The 17,288-nt window shown below is 39.1% G+C and carries 15 protein-coding genes and 1 tRNA gene; 5 read left to right on the top strand and 11 right to left on the bottom strand.

The genetic code is table 11. The features are described from left to right. Positions 1-137 precede the first annotated feature (137 nt). Entirely contained in the window at positions 138-524 is a 387-nt protein-coding gene (rpsI, locus tag RM539_RS00695; protein WP_311501544.1) for a 30S ribosomal protein S9, read from the bottom strand. Beyond that, entirely contained in the window at positions 524-979 is a 456-nt protein-coding gene (gene rplM / locus RM539_RS00690; RefSeq protein ID WP_311501543.1) for a 50S ribosomal protein L13, read from the bottom strand. Before rplM ends, rpsI begins: the two co-directional genes overlap by 1 nt. Before the next feature lie 357 nt (positions 980-1,336). Between rplM and RM539_RS00685 the strand changes: the two genes are divergently transcribed. Continuing rightward, positions 1,337-1,945 carry a hypothetical protein gene (locus tag RM539_RS00685; protein WP_311501542.1) on the top strand — a complete coding sequence of 203 codons (609 nt, stop codon included), beginning with the start codon at positions 1,337-1,339 and terminating at the stop codon, positions 1,943-1,945. A 118-nt stretch (positions 1,946-2,063) separates the two neighbouring features. Here RM539_RS00685 and RM539_RS00680 read toward each other — a convergent pair whose 3' ends face one another. The 4 genes from RM539_RS00680 to RM539_RS00665 all read right to left on the bottom strand — a co-directional run bounded on the left by RM539_RS00680 (position 2,064) and on the right by RM539_RS00665 (position 8,478). Beyond that, positions 2,064-3,101, bottom strand: coding sequence for an AI-2E family transporter (locus RM539_RS00680; protein ID WP_311501541.1), 1,038 nt, complete (start codon positions 3,099-3,101; stop codon positions 2,064-2,066). Positions 3,102-3,253: 152 nt separating this feature from the next. Next, positions 3,254-6,082, bottom strand: coding sequence for a DNA polymerase I (polA, locus tag RM539_RS00675; protein ID WP_311501540.1), 2,829 nt, complete (start codon positions 6,080-6,082; stop codon positions 3,254-3,256). Between the two features lie 96 nt (positions 6,083-6,178). Beyond that, positions 6,179-7,489, bottom strand: a complete 1,311-nt coding sequence (locus tag RM539_RS00670; protein WP_311501539.1) for a sugar MFS transporter — start codon at positions 7,487-7,489, stop codon at positions 6,179-6,181. A 17-nt stretch (positions 7,490-7,506) separates the two neighbouring features. Then, entirely contained in the window at positions 7,507-8,478 is a 972-nt protein-coding gene (locus RM539_RS00665; RefSeq protein WP_311501538.1) for an isoaspartyl peptidase/L-asparaginase family protein, read from the bottom strand. Positions 8,479-8,664: 186 nt separating this feature from the next. On the opposite strand from RM539_RS00665, the gene RM539_RS00660 reads away from it, so the two are divergent. Both RM539_RS00660 and RM539_RS00655 read left to right on the top strand, forming a co-directional pair. Beyond that, a complete protein-coding gene (locus tag RM539_RS00660; protein ID WP_311501537.1) occupies positions 8,665-9,888 on the top strand; it encodes a metallophosphoesterase in 1,224 nt (407 codons plus the stop codon). A 73-nt stretch (positions 9,889-9,961) separates the two neighbouring features. Continuing rightward, positions 9,962-10,258: a thioredoxin family protein gene (locus tag RM539_RS00655; protein ID WP_311501536.1), complete on the top strand. Its 297-nt coding sequence runs from the start codon at positions 9,962-9,964 to the stop codon at positions 10,256-10,258. Here RM539_RS00655 and RM539_RS00650 read toward each other — a convergent pair. Beyond that, on the bottom strand, positions 10,255-10,962 hold the full coding sequence (locus RM539_RS00650) for a polysaccharide deacetylase family protein (RefSeq protein ID WP_311501535.1): 708 nt from the start codon (positions 10,960-10,962) through the stop codon (positions 10,255-10,257). The two genes, RM539_RS00655 and RM539_RS00650, sit on opposite strands and share 4 nt — an antisense overlap. 60 nt (positions 10,963-11,022) lie before the next feature. Continuing rightward, positions 11,023-14,349 carry a glycosyltransferase family 117 protein gene (locus RM539_RS00645; protein WP_311501534.1) on the bottom strand — a complete coding sequence of 1,109 codons (3,327 nt, stop codon included), beginning with the start codon at positions 14,347-14,349 and terminating at the stop codon, positions 11,023-11,025. Between the two features lie 316 nt (positions 14,350-14,665). Between RM539_RS00645 and RM539_RS00640 the strand changes: the two genes are divergently transcribed. Together RM539_RS00640 and RM539_RS00635 are read left to right on the top strand one after the other, a co-directional pair. Further along, positions 14,666-14,738 (top strand) — tRNA-Gln (locus RM539_RS00640). A gap of 666 nt (positions 14,739-15,404) precedes the next feature. Then, positions 15,405-15,803 (top strand): response regulator, encoded by a 399-nt coding sequence (locus RM539_RS00635; protein WP_311501533.1) that lies wholly within the window; start codon positions 15,405-15,407, stop codon positions 15,801-15,803. Between the two features lie 46 nt (positions 15,804-15,849). On the opposite strand, the gene RM539_RS00630 is transcribed toward RM539_RS00635, so the two are convergent. The 3 genes from RM539_RS00630 to RM539_RS00620 all read right to left on the bottom strand — a co-directional run bounded on the left by RM539_RS00630 (position 15,850) and on the right by RM539_RS00620 (position 17,251). Next, the gene (locus RM539_RS00630) at positions 15,850-16,182 is read right to left on the bottom strand and encodes a hypothetical protein (RefSeq protein ID WP_311501532.1); all 333 of its coding nucleotides are present in this window, start codon (positions 16,180-16,182) and stop codon (positions 15,850-15,852) included. 144 nt (positions 16,183-16,326) lie between these two features. Then, on the bottom strand, positions 16,327-16,947 hold the full coding sequence (locus tag RM539_RS00625) for a metallophosphatase domain-containing protein (protein ID WP_311501531.1): 621 nt from the start codon (positions 16,945-16,947) through the stop codon (positions 16,327-16,329). Between the two features lie 82 nt (positions 16,948-17,029). Next, positions 17,030-17,251, bottom strand: a complete 222-nt coding sequence (locus RM539_RS00620) for a hypothetical protein (RefSeq protein ID WP_311501530.1) — start codon at positions 17,249-17,251, stop codon at positions 17,030-17,032. Positions 17,252-17,288: the final 37 nt, after the last annotated feature.

Genomic DNA, 17,288 nt, shown 5'->3' with positions numbered 1-17,288 from the left:
AGTGGCTGTTATAAACATGGCCTTGCTTGTTTAGATGCTAAACTAACTACCGGCACTTCGCAAAGCTTAGTGTGACCCCGGAGTAACAACAAAAATATTTTTAATTTAAATGAACTTTAAGGGCTGTGCCCGGATAATTAACGTTTAGAGAACTGGAATTTCTTACGTGCTTTCTTCTGCCCGTACTTCTTACGTTCTACCATACGTGGATCTCTTGTTAATAAACCTTCCGGTTTAAGAGTTGTACGGTGCTCTTCGTCTAATGCTACCATTGCTCTGGAAAGTGCAAGACGAATAGCTTCTGCCTGTCCTGTAATTCCGCCACCGTAAACATTTACCTTAACATCAAAAGTTTGATCGTTTCCGGTAAGGTTTAGTGCCTGATTTACTTTATACCTAAGTGTACCGGTAGTAAAATAATCGTTCATCTCTTTTTTGTTCACGGTAATGTTCCCATTTCCATCAGAAACATAAACACGTGCAACTGCCGTTTTTCTACGACCAATTTTGTGAATAACCTCCATTACTTAAGATCGTTTAAGTTAATAGTTTTAGGTTTTTGTGCTTCCTGGCCGTGCTCAGATCCTGCATAAACCTTTAAATTTCTGAATAAGTCTGCGCCCAGTTTGTTTTTAGGCAACATTCCTTTTACCGCTTTTTCAATTAATCGCTCAGGAGCTTTGTTGAATAATTCGGATGCTGTAAGACTTTTTTGTCCCCCTGGATGACCGGTGTGTCGAATGTATTCCTTGGAATCCCATTTTTTTCCGGTTAAGTTGATTTTTTCAGCGTTTGTGATAACCACGTTATCTCCGCAATCAACGTGTGGGGTGAAGTCTGGTTTATACTTCCCTCTAAGTATTTTTGCTACTTTAGAAGCAAGACGTCCCAGTGTTTGTCCTTCAGCATCTACGTGTACCCATTCTTTGGTAACGGTAGCCTTATTGGCTGATACTGTTTTGTAACTTAATGTGTCCACACTAAATAGTTTTACTTAATAATTAAACATTCCATTCCCATAATCCCAATTTTGATCCTGGGAAAATGGGCTGCAAATGTACAATTATTAATCTATATAGCAAACACGCCATTCAATATTTTATCTAAGTAGAAAATGCTGGTTTTCAGAAGGCTTTTATTGTTTTAAACATGTTTTGAATGATATTGCATGGTTAACTGGTATGAAGCCTCTTTTTCCTACAATATGGATAGTAGAAGCGTAGAAACAAGTCAAAGATGTGTTTTTTATCGATAAGTGGCATAGTTTATGTTAATATAGTCATAAATAAAGGAAGAGTTGTAGTATTTTTGCCCTTCCCGAATCTAAACCCAAACTATGATGAAGAACCTATTAAAAATTACCCCTATTGCCTGTATTATGTTGGCATTTTCAATAATGTCCTGTGAAGCCGATCAGGACGAAATGATGGAAGTGCAGCAAACTCAGTCTAAAATGCTTACGGCTAATGCTACCATAGAAAGTAGTGACCTTGTAGGAAGGTGGGAGCTTGTTTCCATGACTTCTGATGTGGCAGTTAATCTTAACGATGGAGAGCCGGACAGCAGTACCAATATTCTTGAAGAAACAGATTGCTTTAATGCTATGTATTTTCATTTTTATGATAACGGGAATGTTGAGACAGGGCAGGCTAAATTAAATTTTACCACCCCCGGAGGCTTTAGCTGTAGTTATGGAGCCTATTCTGCAAATTATGATGTGGTAAATGAAAATGATACTACTAAATTGGAAGTAACTTTTGACTTAAATGGAATGACCATTACCGAAACTAAAAATATTTCGCTCTCCAGTGAGACAGATGGTGAGTATCTTACGGTCACCCTGACGGCAGCAGAAGTTGACGGGGCTAGTTATATTAATGATGGCAGGGAAAACACAGTGGTAGGTGATGTTACACAAATAGAAACTGTGTATAAGAAAATTTAAACTTGTTAGTTTTTGTTAGTTTGAAAGCTCCACATAATCCCCAATTGTGGGGCTTTCTTTTTTAAACTATTAATGTTCTTTTCAATGCATAATCCACAAGTTACTCCTACCGCGAGGATTAAGTGTCTTTTTCTTCCATGGGCTTCACATAAAGGTCCTGTACAAGAATAATTATTATCAATACTAATGGGGTCGCAAATATCACTCCCCATATCCCCGTCATCGCACCTATAAAAATTTGGGAAATAATGATCAATGCCGGTGGAATCTCTATTAACCTTTGCTGGGCCTTTGGGGTAATAAAACTGCTTTCTATAAGTTGTATTGCAGTATACATAATAATAATAATGAGCGCGGTGGTGGGACTAATAGCCAGTGCCATTAATACTGCGGGAACCATTGCCGCCAATGGACCAAAATTAGGTATGAAGTTTAAAATCCCGGCAAAAACCGCCAGTGTGAGCCACATGGGCATACCCAGGATAACCAGGCCAATAGCGGTTAAAATGAATACTGCGAACATAGCAATGAATTTTCCCGCTAGCCATTTTGTAAGGCCAGATCCTAAATGTTTCAGTACTGCTTCCGCTTTATCCCTTTTCCCGGGAGGAACAAGCAGAACAATTCCACTTTTATATAAATGAGGAGAGATGGTGAAGAAAATACCTATAAGAAGGATAATATAAACGTCTCCTATCCCGCCAAAGGTAGTCATAAAAAACTTGGACAGGTACTGTGGAATTTTTTCTGAAGATTGTAATTCTTCCAGTTGCTCCATAATCTCCCGGCCCACCCGGCTGCCATTGAGTGAATTTTGTGCGTCTTCTATTATAACTGGAAAGGTTTCTTCAATTTGTGAAGTCTGTGAGGAAACTGTTGCTCCAATAAGCCAGAAAATTCCGGCAATGATTAACAGCGTTCCAATAACAGAAATAGATAATGTGATTTTTACACTCCATCCTGTTTTATGTCTAATATAGGAGCTTATTCCTCTAAAAAAGCAGGCAAAAAGGCTTCCGGCCAAAACAAGGATAAGAATATTGAAGGTAGCCTCAAAAATTAGAAGGATTGTAGCTATTAAAGAAAATATAAGGCCAACAATCCAAACCTTCTGTACAAAAGAATAATGTGTTTCTTTTTTCTGATTAGCAGACATTTTAGTAACAATTTTATTTTTCCTGAAGGTATTGAAGTTTTACGGGGGCCGATCCTATTTGAACTTTTAATTTCCTCTTTTATCTATACAATTAAATAACGAACATACTCCAAATCAATGAGACACTTATATTTCTTTATTTGAAGCCTTCTTTAATGGGCTTCCAGCCAGTTTTGTCCTGTGCCCAAATCTACCTCTAAAGGTACTTCCATAGTGTAAGCACTTTCCATTTCAGATTTTATCATTTTGGTTATCTCTTCCAATTCCGGCTTATAAACATCAAACACGAGTTCATCATGTACCTGTAGCAGCATTTTAGTTTTGTAATTGCTGTTCTTCAGTTTACGGTGAATATTGATCATTGCAAGTTTAATAACATCTGCGGCACTTCCCTGGATTGGCGCATTTACTGCATTCCTTTCCGCAGCACCTCTTACTACGGCGTTCTGAGAATTTATATCTTTTAAATACCTTCTCCTGCCCAAAATAGTTTGCACATATCCATTTTCCCTGGCGTAAGCCACCTGCTCACTAATATAATTGCTGAGCATTGGATATGTTTTGTAGTAAGTATCAATCAGTTCTTTAGACTCCGATCTGGAAAGGCTGGTTTGGTTACTCAATCCAAAGGCAGAAACACCATACACAATACCAAAATTAACCGTTTTTGCATTGCTTCTTTGTTCCCGGGTAACTTCTTCAATAGGCACATTAAATACCCTGGCAGCGGTAGAAGCGTGAATATCTTCACCTTCGCGGAAAGCTTTTATCATATTCTCTTCCTTGCTAAGAGCCGCGATAATTCTGAGTTCAATCTGGGAATAATCGGCAGCCAGAAGAATATGCTCATTATCTCTTGGGACAAAGGCCTTACGCACCTGGCGTCCCCTTTCGGTCCTTATAGGTATATTTTGAAGGTTAGGATTATTTGAACTTAATCTTCCTGTGGCCGCGATAGTTTGGACATAATCGGTATGAACACGGCCGGTGGTTTTTTCAATTTGCCCCGGCAAAGCATCTACATAAGTGTTTTTCAGCTTAACAAGTCCACGATAATCCAGTACCCGCTGAATGATTTCATGATCTTTGGCCAAAACCGAAAGTATATCTTCACTGGTGGAGTACTGCCCGGTTTTGGTCTTTTTCGGCTTCTTTACCAGTTCCATCTTTTCAAAAAGGATAATGCCCAGTTGTTTCGGGGAGCCAATATTAAACTCTTCGCCAGCATCAGCATAAATCCTTTCTTCCAGTTCAGCAATATCACGGTTTAAAGCTTCAGAAAGGGAGCCAAGAAAATCCTGGTCAAGTTTAATGCCTTCCAGTTCCATGCCTGCCAGAACTCTTACCAGCGGAATTTCAATTTCGTCAAAAAGTTTACGCGTATTTGCTTCGGTTAACTCCTTTTCAAAAAACTGCTTTAGCTGAAGGGTAATATCGGCATCTTCCACCGCATATTCCGACTGTTTTTCCAGCGTGATATCCCGCATGCTTTTCTGATTTTTGCCTTTTTTGCCTACTAGTTCCGATAGTGGTTGCGGGGAATAATTAAGATAGGTTTCGGCTAGAACATCCATATTATGGCGCATATCGGGATTAATAAGATAATGGGCAATCATGGTATCGAAAAGCGTACCTTTTATTTCAATGCCGTAGCGGGCTAAAACTTTAATATCATATTTGAGGTTCTGACCTGTTTTTTCAATGTTTTCATCCTCAAAAAATGGCCGTACCGCTTCAATAAGATTTTTCGCTTCATTTTGATCCTCGGGAAACGGAAGATAAAATCCTTTACCGGATTCCCAGGAAAAAGCAATTCCTATAAGACATGCTTCCAACGGATTTTCACTGTCGGTTTCAGTTTCAAAACATACGCTGTTTTGCTTCATTAAATTCTGAAGAAAAAGTTTTTGCGCCATTCCTGTAGCTACTGCCTGATAAACATGAGGTGTGTTTTCCAGTGATTTTCGTCCTGAAGTGGCCTCGATTTTCTCTGCATCTCCCGCACCAAAAAGTGAAAACTGACCTGCCCCCGCAGTTTCCGCATTTTGTTGTGCTGATGAGGAGTTGCTCACCTGCGTTTGCGGATGGTCTTCTTCCCCGCTGAATAATTTTATAAACTGGTCCTTAAGCCTACGGAATTCCAGTTCGTCAAAAATTTCCTGTACCTTTTCAGCATCGGGCATGGAAAGTTCATAATCTTCTGCATGAAATTTTACATCACAGTCGATTATAATTGCCGCCAGTTTCTTGGAAAGAATTCCCTGTTCGGCATGGGCTTCCACCTTTTCTTTCATTTTTCCCTTCAGTTCAGCGGTATTGGCAAGAAGGCCTTCCATACTGCCAAACTGTTTCAGGAATTTCTTGGCAGTTTTATCGCCCACCCCTGGTAAACCGGGGATGTTATCTACAGCATCACCCATCATTCCAAGATAATCAATCACCTGTTTCGGGCGTTCTACGGCAAATCTTTTCTGCACTTCCGGAATCCCCCAAATCTCGATTCCGTTACCCATTCTTGCAGGGCGGTACATAAATATGTTTTCAGTAACAAGCTGGGCAAAATCCTTATCTGGAGTAACCATAAAAACTTTGTAGCCTTCCCCTTCGGCCTGTTGCGCGAGCGTTCCAATAATATCATCGGCCTCGCACCCGGGAAGTTCCACAACGGGAATATGCATGGCTCTTAAAATATCCTGAATAATAGGAATGCCCTGCATAATAGGCTCTGGAGTGGCATCCCGGTTCGCTTTATAGTCGGTAAACATTTCAGTTCGAACCACGCTCCCTTCTTTGTCAAAACAAACGGCAAGATGATCTGGTTTTTCTCTTCGGATTACGTCAAAAAGGGAGTTCATAAAGCCCATTATGGCTGAAGTATTAAAACCTTTGGAATTGATCCTCGGATTTTTGATAAAGGCATAATATCCGCGGAAAATAAGGGCGTAGGCATCAACCAGAAATAATCGTTTTTGAGAAGACATATATGTGGAAATGTTATTTTACTGAAAGTTTCAAAACTACAAAGATAATCTTACTAAAAGAAAAGCCGTTCAAAATGAGAACGGCTTTCATTATAATTAGATACTTACCTGCCGGCGTTTATTTCTGTAGCCGTAATAGAAGATATAAGCATAGCAGCACATTACCAGTATAAAAGCAATGTTAAAGCTAAAGCTGTCTACAAGGAAACCGTAAGCGGGTGGGATAATTGCGCCTCCTACAATCATGGTACATAAAACTCCTGAGCCTTGTGGTTTGTCGTCTCCCAGGCCGTCCAGTGCAAGGCTGAAAATGGTGGGAAACATAATAGAGTTGAAAAGGCCAATACCAATTATGGTCCACATTGCAACTAAGCCAACTGTGAAATTGGTGATGATAAGCATTGTTACTGCGCAGGCCGCAAAAAAGCTCAACACCAGGGCGGGATTCATGATTTTTGTAAGATAAGAGCCAATAAATCTGCCAATCATTGCGCCGGTCCAGTAAAAGGTTACAAAAACCCCTACAACGGCCATGCTGCTGGCTTCGGTTATTCCTGAGGAAAGGAGCCATTCAGCAATATTGCGCATAAGCGGTGTTTTGATAATGGTCTCGCTCAGGTCAAGGCTTAAAAAATAGTTCACCATATAGCTGCCCAGCGAAACTTCAGCTCCTACATAAAAGAAGAGCGCAAGCGCACCCAGCAGGAGATTTTTATTTTTCAGTACTTTCCCATAATCATTTGAAGCAGCGGTATCTCCAATTTTTGGTAGTTTTACAAAGGAAAAAACCAAAGCTATAATTGCAATAAAAATGGCAATTCCCACAAAAGGTTCCTGTACGGCGGCAGCTTCAGAAATATAATATTGTTTTTGTCTGGCGGCATCCATGGAAGCAATTTCTTCTGAAGTCATAACTTTATCGCTCAGTATAAAAAGCGCGCCAATAAGCGGGGCTATAGAAGTGCCCAGGGAATTAAAGGCCTGGGATAGATTTAGCCGGCTGGAAGCTGAACTTTCCGGCCCCAGAATTGTCACATAGGGATTGGCGGCAACCTGTAAAATGGTAATTCCGCCGGCCAGAATAAAATAGCCCAGCATAAAAATCCCGAAGATCCTGTAGGATGCTGCGGGATAAAATAGCAGGCAACCTATGGCCATGGTGCTAAGGCCTAATATTATTCCTTTTTTGTATCCTATTTTAGATAGAATATATCCCGCCGGAATAGAAAGGAGGAAAAAGGCACCAAAAAAAGCAAATTGTACCATTCCTGCCTGAAAATAACTTAGGGTAAAAACTTCACGTAACCTTGGAATAAGTGAATCTACCAGAACGGTGATAAAGCCCCAGAGAAAGAAAAGAATGGTTAAGAAAATAAATGCAGTGCGATAAGATTTTTTTTGATTCATTTGAATTGCTTCGGAGATTAGATATAAAACTGACTTGGATTATTGGAAGTTTTCTTGTTTTGATATTTTGCGTAGGAGAAACCTTTATGCAGGCAATAAGAACCTATATCACCATTTTTATTTAGAGCAACAAAGGCAACCTGAAAATCTTTATAATTTGAATTTTGTTTTACAATTCGTTTTACGGCAATTTCACAGGCTTCCTGGGGAGACTTTCCCTGGCGCATCAATTCCACAATCAGAAAACTGCCTACGCTTTTCATTATCGCTTCTCCCATTCCTGTGGCAACAGCACCGCCAATTTCGTTGTCCAGAAACAATCCGGCACCTATAATAGGAGAATCGCCAATACGGCCGTTCATTTTATAGGAAAGACCTGAAGTGGTACACGCCCCGGAGATATCGTCTTTTTCGTCTATACATAACATCCCTATAGTGTCATGATTTTCGATGTTTATAATAGGTTTGTAATTTTTATGCTCCAGCCATTGTTTCCATTCCTGCTCAGATTCTTCGGTTAACAAATTTACCTTCTCAAAGCCATTTTCCAGGGCAAACTGCAAGGCCCCTTCGCCTGCGAGCATCACGTGCGGAGTTTTTTCCATTACTTTACGCGCTACCGAAACCGGATGTGCAATATGTTTGAGATAAACCACAGCGCCCGCATTGCCTTCCGGAGACATTATACAGGCATCCAGGGTAACATTTCCCTCTCTATCCGGCGCGCCGCCGTTTCCCACAGTGGTGTTTTTAAGATTAGCCTCTTCCACCCGCACTCCCTGTTCTACAGCATCAAGGGCACCCGCTCCCTGAAAAAGCATTTCTCCTGCTTTTTTAGTGGCTTTTTGAAAATTCCATGTGGCAATACTTATTGGCGTGTTTTTCATTGTGGAAAAAGGTCTTAAAAAGTTAGCACTAAACATTGATGAATTGCCGGCAAGGGCCACACCCGACATTCCCGTGGTTTTGATAAATTTTCTTCTTTTCATCAGGCAGGCGAATGTGTATTTAGCGGCGGAAAGTTAGGCTTTCGGCAGCAATATGCAAAGGCGAAATTTAGCTTTAAGAAAAGATACTTTAGCATAAAAATTGCTTATTTCGCTATCGGATTAATAATCAGGTAATCTGGGGAAGAAAGCTTCTTTAGAATTACCTTTGCCGAAAATTATATTTTCATGCGCTGGATCATTTTTGTAGTTGTGTACGTCTTACTGGATATCTACGCTTACCAGGTTTTCAGGACTATTAGCAGGTATTCCTGGATATATTATCTCTATCTGTTTTTTTCACTTGTTATTCTGGCCAATATCCTTTACCAGTTTAACAGTGGGAGTGGAGAAGGTTGGGCCGGTGCCAAATCTTATGCTATAGGTTTTTTCCTGGTATTCTTCTTGCCAAAACTTATCTTTTTCATCTTTATGTTTGGGGAAGATGTGGTGAGGTTTATTGTAGCAACGTTCAGGAAGATCGGGAATAACAGTAATAACTTTAGTCTTCCGTCCAGAAGAAAATTTATAAGTCAGGTGGCGCTGGGGCTGGCTGCCGTTCCATTTGCTTCCATGCTCTACGGAATGTATAAAGGAAGGTATAACTTCAGGGTACTGAAGCATACGCTATATTTTGATGATTTGCCGGCTGCTTTTGATGGATACAGGATTAGCCAGATTAGTGATATTCACAGTGGCAGTTTTGATAATCCTGAAAAAATAAAATACGGAGTAGATTTGCTGAAAGAGCAGCAGAGTGACGTGATCTTTTTTACCGGGGATTTGGTGAATAATAAAGCTACAGAAATGGATGATTGGAAAGAAATGTTTTCTTCTGTTAAAGCCCGGGACGGTGTGTATTCTATTTTAGGAAATCATGATTATGGAGATTACGTGCAGTGGGAGAGCACCGCTGCAAAAGAAGCCAACCTGGAAAGGTTAAAAGACGTTCATGCTGAAATGGGCTGGAACTTATTGCTGAATGAACACCGTTTTCTTGAAAGGGATGGAGAAAAAATTGCACTTGTGGGAGTTGAAAATTGGGGTGCCGGCGGATTTAAAAAGAAAGGTGATCTGGATAAGGCAGGAGCAGGATTAAGTGCGAAAGATTTTAAAGTATTGCTAAGCCATGATCCTTCTCATTGGGAGGAAAAGGTGAGATATGATGAAAAACATTATCAGCTTACTTTAAGCGGCCATACGCATGGAATGCAGTTTGGAATAGAAATTCCAGGCTGGATTAAATGGAGTCCTGTGCAATACAGGTATAAGCATTGGGCTGGAGTTTATAAGGAATTGGGCAGGGCAATGAATGTGAACCGCGGCTTCGGATTTTTAGCCTATCCTGGGAGAGTCGGGATCTGGCCGGAGATTACCGTTATTGAGCTTAAAAAGGGGCCTAAGCCTGCATAGTAATGGGAAATTATTATATTTGATAAAAGATCTGATTTCAGGTAATAGCCTGATAGTATAAAATACGCTTAGTATGTCAAAATTTGGAGATTTAGTAGATACAAACATTCCGGTGTTATTGGATTTTTATACCGACTGGAATGATTCTTCCAAAGCCATGCACCCCGTACTGCGGGACGTTGCCGCAGCTTTAGGCGATGAAGCAAGGGTGGTCAAAATAGATGTAGATAAAAACGCGCAGCTGGCTGAGGCACTTCGGGTAAAAACACTTCCTACATTAATGATCTATAAAAGCGGTGAGATGAAGTGGAGAGAAAGTGGAGGGCAGGAGGCCGGTAAACTTATTGATCTTTTGAAAGAATATGCTTAAAGTCTCCTGAATTTATAGCCCTTGCGGCTGTAATATTCCAGCACCTGCGGAAGCACTGTTTCTAAATTCTTAAAAGCCTTTGTGCTGTCATGAAATACAATAATACTTCCCTCTGTGGCGTGCCTAAGTACATTTTGAAGGCAATCTTCTTGAGATAAATTCTTATTAAAATCGTAACTGATTACATCCCACATTACAATCTTATATCCCGATTTTGAAAGTTCCCGGGCCTGGCTGTTTTTAATTTTTCCGTAGGGCGGGCGGAAAAGTTTGTAGTTTGGTGTTTGTAATCTGGTATTTGTAGTTTCTTTTTCTCCTAATTTCGCAATCCCTCTTTTGCTCTTTCCCTTTTCTAATTTTACTTCAGCGTTCATAATTTCTTCGGCCTGAAGGATATTTTCCATATATGCTGAAGTTGATGTTTTCCACCCGTTGAGGTGATTATGAGTATGATTTCCTATGGAGTGTCCTTCAGAAATAATCCTGCGGAAAAGCTCCGGCTTTTTTCTAACATTATCACCAATGCAAAAGAAGGTTGCTTTAGCATTGTATTTCTTCAGAAGCTCTAAAACCCATGGGGTTATTTCAGGAATAGGGCCATCGTCAAATGTGATAGAAATAACCTGCGATTCCTTTAATCTGGCTAATCTACGAGGATATAGCCATTTGAGAACAGCAGGATATTTTACCATAAATTTGTTCATAAGCTTTATCAGGAAATGCAAGTAGCAAAATGCCCAATTTCACCAATAAAAGCGGTAAATCTATGGCATTTGCTTATTCTTCAATTTCTCTAGGGAATTGGGCGGAACTGAATCTATTCTTCCCTGCGGATTCATTTCCCGGTCATACTGCTCTTCAATTATCTGTTGCTGCGGATTTGTTTCCAGAATTTCTTCTTCCTCTGCATAGAAGTGCCTGAACATTTTCAAATATTTATTAAATTCTTCAGCCTTTTCCCGAGCAATTTCTTCATCCTGTTGCCTAATAAGGATATCCACAAGACTGCGGTAGCGCTCAATGTTGGAAATTATTTCATCGGCATATCTATACTGTCTGTCCAAATTCCAATTGCTGTAATATTTCAGCTCTTCCTGGTATTTCTGTGTAACCTGTTCCCAGATTTCCCGTGCCCTTTCAGGCTCATTAACTTCATAATAACCATTTATGTAAGGCTCCAAAAGTGAATAGTAGCCATATTCATCTATCGGCATTTTTTCCATAGCCAGATCAAGAATTTCTTTGGCTGCGGTAGTGTCTTCCTCGTTGAGCAGGTTTTCCACCAGTCTTGCCAGGTTGCTTCTGTAAGTAATAGAATTTTTGCGGGTTTCAGGATCATGGTAAATATTAGGATCTCCCATGTTTCCCCAGTCCCAGTTCTTGACGATATTGTACATTTTTTCGGTATTAACCCTGCCCATCTCAAAAGGATTTCGTGGATCTACCGGTGTGTGGATTGGTACTAATTTATAGGCAACCCCTTCTAATTGAAGATAATCCTTCATCCAAAGATAATCTTCATCTCCAAAGCTGCCGCCGGTAAAGTAAATTGGTCTTTCCCAGTTGTTATTGGCAATAACATCTAACATCATCAGGCGGTTTTTGTAAAGCACGCGTCCATCTATTTTAATATCTATATGATCTACAATTTCGGCGGCTTCATCTTGTTCCACTATGCCATTTTCAAGAACCGCCTGTTTGTCTACAGGTATACGTACAAATTGGGTAGGGTAGGTATTTACCATTTGCCCCCCCTGCAGTTCAGCCTGCGTACGCGGATCGTTACTTTCAATAAAATCCAGCCAGGTATTTATAGCCAAGGTATCATCTGTTCTCTGCTCCAGAAAAATTGCATCATTTTTCCCGGTATAGAAATCATGAGTAAGCTGAGATGGAATGGCATCACTTTCAAAAGCCTTTCGTTTCATTTGGTCTATATACCAGTCGGTAGCGAAAAGGCTGGTGTTGATCACCCTTACATCTGTACGGTATTTCTCTACCTGCTGGGCATACCAGAGGGCAAAGGTATCATTATCTCCAATGGTGAAAATTATCCCGTTTTCTTCTACCGAATCCAGGTACATCTTCGCCATGGCAAGCGCCGTGAATTTGTTAGAACGGTCATGATCATTCCAGTTCTCACTCGCCAGCAGTGTTGGGACGGCCAGGAGGGTTGCAATTACCACTACAGGAACAGCAATTTTCGGCTTTACAAAATTCTTCAGTTTATCTATGAGGGCATAAACACCGAACCCTATCCAGATTGCAAAAACATAAAAAGAACCTACAAGGGCGTAATCTCTTTCCCTCGGCTCAAATGGCCTTTCATTTAAATAAATTTTTAGGGCAATACCTGTAAACAGGAAAAATACCAGTAGTACCCAAAAGGTGTTTTTATCTTTTTTAAACTGAAAAACAAAGCCGATTAATCCCAACAACAGCGGGAGGAAATAATAGGTGTTCCGGGCACTATTGTTTAATGCATCACTGGGAAGGTTTTCCTGCGGGCCCACATGCATTTTATCTATAAAGTCTATGCCGCTAATCCAGTTTCCGTTCATATCGGTATATTTTCCCTGAATATCATCCTGCCGCCCTACAAAATTCCACATAAAGTAGCGCCAGTACATATAACCTATCTGATATTCCAGTAAATAGGCAATATTGGAAGCAAACGAAGGTTTTTCTACATTAATATAGTTGCTGAACCTACGAAGGAAATTATGATAATCTTCATTGGTTAGCTGTCCCCTGGAATAGCTGGTTCTAAATTCATTGATTGCCTGCATAAGCTGCTGCTCTCCCTGATATTCCGGTTTTACAGTAAAATCCAGCGGCCCTGTGAACTCCATATAATTTACTGCATGTTCTGTACTCCACATCCTTGGCAGCAAAGCTTTATGATCATCATCCAGGTTTTGGCGGGCATTTTTATAGTCGTTTACTATTACATATTTACCCAGTTCTTCGTCTTTTTCATATTTAGGCTTGGCATCCATGTAAGGATTATCCTCGTCTAGACCGGCATACATTTCAGACCATTGCGGACCGTAAAATAAATGTGTCTCCCCGTATTGTTCCCTGTTGTAATAAGCAAGCAGTTCCCTGGCATTGTCAGGACTATTTTCGTTAATCACTGTTGGGGCATTGGAACGTATTGGAAGCATAATCCAGCTGGAAAAACCAATCAGGATAAACAGGATGCACAGGAAAAGTGTATTTAATTGATAGTATTTTCTTTTGCGGGTATAGGTGATTCCGAAGTAAAAAGCCGCTATAATAATCAGGAAAGCAATAATGGTTCCTGTGTTGAAAGGCATACCAAGGGAGTTGGTAAAAAACACTTCTGAGGCAGCAAAGAAGGTTAGCGTGTATGGTAACAGAAGTTTAAAAATGAATAATAATACGGCCACTACCACAAGATTGGCGATAATAAAGTTTTTTACGGTAACTTTTTTGTAATTCTTAAAGAAGTAAAGAAACCCTATTGCCGGAATCGTTAAAAGGCTAAGGAAATGTACTCCAAAGGTAAGGCCAATCACAAGGCTGATTAATATTACCCAACGATTGCCCCGTGGCTTAAACATGTCTCTTTCCCACAGCAGCCCGAGGTAAAACATAATTGCCATAAAACAGGAAGCCATAGCATAAACTTCGGCTTCTACAGCACTAAACCAGAAGCTGTCGGTGAAAGTGAAGGCTAAAGATCCAACTAAAGAACTTCCCAAAACAGCCATTTTCTTAGAGGGTGAAAGTTTGGCTACAGGGCCGGTAATTCTTAAAAGCAGCAGGCTTATGGACCAAAACATGAATAATATGGTAAAAGCACTAGCCAGGCCAGACATGAAGTTCACCATTAGTGCCACATTGCTGTCATCGGGTGCGAAAGTAGAGAAAAATGCTCCCATCATTTGATAAAATGGAGCCCCTGGAGGATGCCCTACTTCCAGATTGGCCGAGGTTGCAATATATTCTCCCGCGTCCCAGAAACTTGCCGTAGGCTCCAGGGTTAAGCTATAAGTGGTAAGAGCAATGGCAAATACCAGCCATCCCAGTATTTTATTCCATTTACCAAAGTTGAAATCTGTCATTTTATCTTAAGGTTGAATCCTTCTAAGAGGGTTTAATTCCCCGAGGCTTTGCTCGAACTTTAAATTATTTTCCAATTCATCCTGCAGGTTTGCCAACAGGTTCTATATTATAATGTGGCGAATTTAATAATAAATATGTGAATGCTTGATTAACGGCCTTTAAAACGAAATATTTTTCAAAAGTCATGCGAATATTTAAAATCTATTTCTTGCATCAAAAAGTAATATGCATGAATTTAAATTTTTTCCGTAATTTTTTGAAAAAATATTTGCGTGTAAAGAACTTTGTTTTAAATTTGCATCCGCATTTAAGCATTGGCCTATGGTGTAACTGGCAACACGTCTGGTTTTGGTCCAGAAGAGTCTAGGTTCGAGCCCTAGTAGGCCAACAACAAGTGTAAAACCGAATTGTGAAAGCAGTTCGGTTTTTTCTTTCTTAAGAAAAACTTCTTCTCTAAGATTTTGCTTCTTCTTTGTTTTCGAGCAGCGGCAAAATTAATGTCTGTCTTGTTACATATGTGATATTTAAGATCAAGGGAAACTGTAAAATATGAGTTTGGCTCTCATAATATCTTAAAATGAAGGACAGCAGTCAAATTAAAGTGCAATTTATTTTTTAGTATATTGCTGTCAGCCTCAGGTAAATTTATGGATTTCAGGTGTGCCCCAATTCCTATGATAGGTAATACTGCTATTCTCATTTCACGTCCTCTTATGGAGAGAGCGGCTTCTGCCGGTATCCTACATTTTCTGTATCTTATTAAAGTAGATTTTAATACTGTTGGAGCAGTGGTATGTTGCTTTTAATACAGCTAGATTAATTAGCTTATAGCCAACTATCCTTCAGATACATAATTAGAAATATAGGAAATACTGGTATGGGAATTGATAAAGAGAAAATCCGGAGTTTTTCGGATTGAAAGATTATCTTAAATCTCATCCGTTGCGAAATTGTTGGATAATTTTATAAAAATCGCTTTATATACGCTAATTGCACAAGCGAAGAAATTGAAATGGATAGAGGTAATAACTTTTAAAATCTAATTTAGACGGGTGTGGAGCAAACTATTTGTGTTATCGATGATGATGAAATTTACCAGATGATAATGAGTAAAATCATTTGCAGGACGGGCTTATTTAGGGAGAAGCAAACATATTGCAGTGCTTCTGAAGCACTGCAGGATTTTAAGGATCCGGACAGGATTTTACCAACAGTTATTTTTTTGGATATTAATATGCCCCGGATTGATGGATGGAATTTCATTGAACAAATGAGGGAAATAAGACCGGATTTTGCATTGGAAACGAGAATTTATATAGTTACTTCTTCAATCGCAAATTCTGATATTGAGAAAGCTGGATTTTATAACGAGATAGAAGGTTTTATAAGCAAACCGGTGAGTATTGAAAAGATTCAGGAGATAGCAAAAGCGAATGGGATAAAAAGGATTTAAACTACGCAGAAATAAAAAACTTCAGCTCTTGGCTGAAGTTTAGATTTTAAGCAGCTACAATTATATTGTAATGAGAAAGTAGTTCCTGATAAAAGTATAGATTTTTCTCATCCCGTTTAAGACATGCTTTTAAAAATCGCTCTATATCCTGACATTCAAAAGTTATATTAGTATACTTTTTTCTTCCCACAGGAATCTGCATTTCTACCAGCTGCTTATCATAATCTATTTTAACATTTTTAGCCTCAAAGTATTTTTTAATAATCGCTCTGTGCATAATCTTAAAATCAGATTTTTCTGCCTCGAGATTAGAAATACTAAATGATATAAGATTTTTAACCTCCTCAATCAATTCTGTTGGTGTGTAGGTTTGTTCCATAAAAATCTTCTTTAAATTACTAACTGTTTTTAATACGGCGCTAAGTTAATATGAGAAAGATCATTTCATGTTAAAAAAAAGGTAATAATGCCCTGCTTAATAAATATTTAACTTACGATAGATTATTTAAAATCTCTTTAATATTTATAAGGTATAGGTATTGGGAATATTGATGTTTCGATGCTTTTGATCAAGGCAACTGGCATTCACGTAAAGGCATTCTGCAGCTTTTACAGAGCCATAGGAATCATGAAGATGTCCGTACACATGCATTTTTAGATGTAGATCATTTATCTTTTTTCGTAATTCTTCACAACCTATATGCTCTCCGTTATCAAGAACATCCATTATTTTATAAGGGGGGGTGTGAGTAATAAGAACATTAGTATTTACTGGAATTTTATCCCAGTGCTTTTTAATTTCCCTGCCTCTTTCCCGATTAAAAGCCCATCCCAGTTGACCGGGAGTTACTGGGGAACCCCAAAAATAAAGCCCGTTTATTTCAATGCCACTATCCTTTAAGTAATGAATATTTTCAGGGATAATATTGTATATATCTTTATGTTTTTCAAAATAAAAATCATGGTTACCGGCTATAAGGATTTTATTCTTGTGAGGCTGAGAAGAAAACCAGTTAAGGAATTCCAAACTTTCTTTTTTTGTGCCTGCTTCTGTAAAATCACCTGCATGAATCAATAAATCTGCTTCCGGTAAGGATAATTCATCATGCTTGTTGTGTGTATCTGAAATGCATGTGACTTCCATAATAGAAACTTCTTCAGAAAATTATTAGATGAAAAATTTGAATGATTACTTAGTAGTTCCTGATATAAGAAAGTGTGGAGATTTATTTATCATCCATTTGTTCCTGTTTTTCAAGAGAAATATAATCCTTATCTACAGGTAATAGCTTGTTAACAATTTTGGTAACGGCAAAGGCAATCATTACTGCAGTAACAGCAAAGAAAATAAATTTTACAAGAAGGCTATCGCTAAGAATAATGCTGTAAAAGCCCAGAAACAGCTCTACGGCAATAAAAAGGATTTTTATACTTAGCTTTAATAACATCTTGCTTATCAGGTTTGAAACAAATATACATTGTAAA

It is taken from the genome of Autumnicola musiva, from assembly GCF_031846585.1.
Lineage (GTDB): Bacteria > Bacteroidota > Bacteroidia > Flavobacteriales > Flavobacteriaceae > Autumnicola > Autumnicola musiva.
The sequence above is the reverse complement of the archived record's forward strand: the minus strand, read 5'-3'. Positions and strand labels throughout refer to the sequence as shown.